This is a genomic window from Streptomyces alkaliphilus, from assembly GCF_014141535.1.
Taxonomy (GTDB): Bacteria; Actinomycetota; Actinomycetes; order Streptomycetales; family Streptomycetaceae; genus Streptomyces; species Streptomyces alkaliphilus.
The window spans coordinates 1-3,061 of sequence record NZ_VKHT01000636.1; the positions used below are offsets into that span (position 1 = coordinate 1).

The 3,061-nt window shown below is 74.4% G+C and carries 4 protein-coding genes; 2 read left to right on the forward strand and 2 right to left on the reverse strand.

All coding sequences use genetic code 11. The features are described 5' to 3' along the window. Together FNQ90_RS17775 and FNQ90_RS17780 are read left to right on the forward strand one after the other, a co-directional pair. A partial coding sequence (locus FNQ90_RS17775) for a hypothetical protein (protein WP_228471348.1) occupies nucleotides 1-218 on the forward strand: 218 nt, incomplete at its 5' end. A gap of 14 nt (nucleotides 219-232) precedes the next feature. Next, nucleotides 233-568, forward strand: a complete 336-nt coding sequence (locus FNQ90_RS17780; protein WP_182607288.1) for a DUF2335 domain-containing protein — start codon at nucleotides 233-235, stop codon at nucleotides 566-568. A 51-nt stretch (nucleotides 569-619) separates the two neighbouring features. On the opposite strand, the gene FNQ90_RS17785 is transcribed toward FNQ90_RS17780, so the two are convergent. Both FNQ90_RS17785 and FNQ90_RS17790 read right to left on the reverse strand, forming a co-directional pair. Beyond that, nucleotides 620-1,570, reverse strand: a complete 951-nt coding sequence (locus FNQ90_RS17785; RefSeq protein WP_182607289.1) for a phosphoribosylaminoimidazolesuccinocarboxamide synthase — start codon at nucleotides 1,568-1,570, stop codon at nucleotides 620-622. A 167-nt stretch (nucleotides 1,571-1,737) separates the two neighbouring features. Then, nucleotides 1,738-3,061, reverse strand: a 1,324-nt coding sequence (locus FNQ90_RS17790) for a N,N-dimethylformamidase beta subunit family domain-containing protein (protein WP_182607290.1), incomplete at its 5' end; no start/stop codon positions are given.

Consider the following 3,061-nt stretch of genomic DNA (forward strand, 5'->3'; position numbering starts at 1 on the left):
GGGCCGGGATGGTGCCACGGACCGTCGCGGATCGGATGTCCGATCTGACCACCGATCTGACCAGGGGGTTCGCCTCCCTGAACCTCGATCCGTCACCGGGCCTGCGGAGGTCGCGGAAGCGGATGGAGGCCCACCGGCCGGTGCGGGCTGCATGGCGTGCGGTGGGCCGGGCGATCCGCGAGGGCGTGAACAGCGTGGGGCGGTCGGTGCGGAGCTGAACGACGCGGTCGGCGTGGAGGCCGCCCGGCTGACCGTCGAACAGGCGTGGGCGGGGCCACTGCCCGCGCCGGGGGTGCTGGAGCAGTACGAGCGGGTCCTGCCGGGTGCCGCCGAGCGCATCCTGCGCATGGCCGAGACGGTGGCCACCGGCAACATCCGGGTGACCGAGCGCCAGGCGGAGGCGGAGATACGAACCGCCCAGCGCGGCCAGCTCCTCGCGGCGGCGCTCACCCTGGCGGCCATGACCGGGGCCGGCGCGTTCTTCCTGCTCGGCAACCAGGTCGCCGGGATCGCGCTGCTGTCCCTGCCGCTGCTGATGTTGATCCGCTCGTTCCTCATGCGGTCCTGAGGGACGCCCGGCCGGGGACGCGGGCCGGGCGCTCCGGCGTCGGGGGCCGGCTCAGTCCCAGGCGAGGCCGGTGAGCAGCCGGTACGCCTCGGCGTACCGCTCGCGGGTGCCCGCGACGACCTCCTCGGGCAGCGGCGGGGGCGGGGTGTGGCCGCCGCGGTCCCAGCCGGAGGCGGGCGAGGCCAGCCAGTCGCGGAGGTACTGCTTGTCGAAGGGTTGCTGGGGGCGGCCCGGCGCCCACTCCGACTTCAGCCAGAAGCGGGAGGAGTCGGGGGTCAGCACCTCGTCGGCGAGGATCAGCGGCCCGTCGGCGGCACCGTCGGCGGCGGTGTCGGTCCCGGCGGCGTGGCCGGACCCCGCCTCCCGACCGAACTCGAACTTGGTGTCGGCGAGGATGATGCCCCGGTCGCGGGCGATGTCCCGGCCGCGGCCGTAGACGGCGAGGGTGAGCTGGCGCAGTTCGGCGGCGGTCTCCACCCCGACCCGGCGGGCCACCTCCTCGTGGGTGACGTTCTCGTCGTGGTCACCGACATCCGCCTTGGTGGCGGGGGTGAAGATGGGGGCCGGCAGCTCGGAGCCGTCCTCCAGGCCGGGCGGCAGGGCGAGGCCGCAGACGGTGCGGTCGCGGCGGTACTCCACCAGGCCGGAGCCGGTGAGGTAGCCGCGGGCCACGCACTCGATCGGCAACATCTCCAGCGGGCGGCACACCATCACGCGACCCTCCCAGTCGGCGGGGGCGCCGGCGGGGACCTCGGTGGAGATCAGGTGGTTGGGGACCAGATCGGCGAGCTGGTCGAACCACCACTGGGTCAGTCGGGTGAGGATGCGGCCCTTGTCCGGGATCTCGGTGGGCAGCACCCAGTCGTAGGCGGAGATGCGGTCGCTCGCGACCATGACCAGCTCCCCCGCCTCGTTGCGGTAGAGGTCGCGCACCTTGCCGGTGTGCAGGTGTTCCAGCCCGGGGACCCGGGCGGGCTGAGGCGTTTCCACGAATCCGGGCACGGCGTTCTCCTGGGGGGAGGGGCGATGAGGCGGCCGACGGGCCGCACGCGCGTCGGTGGGGTTCGGAACCGCCATTGTCACCCGAGGAAGATCTCCCCGCCGCTCCGGGGCCGGCCGCCGGGGTGTCCGGGGCCGACACGCCGCGACCCGGGGCCGGCCGGCACCGGTCAGTCGTGCTTGCGGATCCGGTCGAGCAGGTTGGCGGTGGCGCGCCGGATCCGCTCGTCGGCGTGGTCGGGGCGGCCCAGGGCGGGGGACCAGGCGAAGGTGCCGGAGGCGAAGACCCAGGCCCCGCTCGGCGCCCGGTACAGGGAGGTCTCCTGGTGGCGGGTCACCCCGGCGTCGTCGCGGTAGGGGGAGTGGGCGAGCAGGATCCGGCTCTCGTAGGGGGACAGCGGCACCCGGGGGGCGTAGCCGTCGGCCTCACCGGCGACGAGGCCGGGCAGTTCGTCGCCCTCGGCGAGGCCGGTGCCCTCCCACAGCCAGTGGTGGGCGTTGCGGACCACCATGGGGCGGGGGTGCGGGACCCGGCCGAGGTACTGGAGGCCGAGCACGGTCTGCTCGGGTTCCCCCCGGTCGCGCCAGCGCGCGGAGCGGCCGGGGCCGCGCCACTTGGCGCAGCTCAGCATGCGGTCGGGGTCGCCGTTGGGCAGCGCGCCCAGCTCCACCTGCCAGTACATGGTGTTGGCGGAGAGGAAGACCAGGGATGTGCCGGTGTCGCGGGCGCGCTCGACGGCACGGCGCATGGGGACGGACCAGTACTCGTCGTGGCCGGGGAAGATCAGGCCGCGGTGGTTCTCCGGGCGGACCCGGCCGGCGTGCAGGTCGCGGGCGGTGGCGTAGGAGAGGTCGTAGCCCTGGCTCTCGGCCCAGCGGATGACGTCGTAGGCGTGGCCGACGTGCAGGGGGAGGCCGGCGCCGGCGAAGGGCCGGTCGAAGCAGACGGTGACGGCGGCGTCCTCCTCGCCCAGGAGACGGCCGTCGGCGTCCCAGGCGTGGTAGAGGCTGGCTCCGGTGCGGCCGTCCTCGGGAAAGAGGTTGTACGCCTGCCAGGTGATGTCGGGCAGGAGGAGCAGCAGGTCGGAGGGGCGCTCGTCGCGGACGGTGAAGGGCACGTGGGAGCGGTGTTCGCCGTCGACGGTGGTGAGCACCGCGACGTAGGCGCCGGGGCTCCAGTCGGTGGGGACGGGCAGGCGCCAGGAGAGCCACCAGTGGTGGCAGCACACGGTGCGGTCGGCGACCATGGGGGCGCTCTGGCTGGTGCCCATGAGGGTGGGGCTGCTGGAGACGTGCCGGGCCCCGATGCCGTCGTAGTGGCCGATCCGGTAGACGTCGACGGTGAATCTTCGGGGCGGGTTGACGGTGACCCGGAAGTCGATGGACTCACCGGGGGCGACCGCGCCGACGGAGGAGTAGCCCTTGATCCGCAGCTCCACGTCGTCGGAGGTGCGGGGACCGCCGCGGTCCTCCCCGCTCCGACGGGGGGCGGGG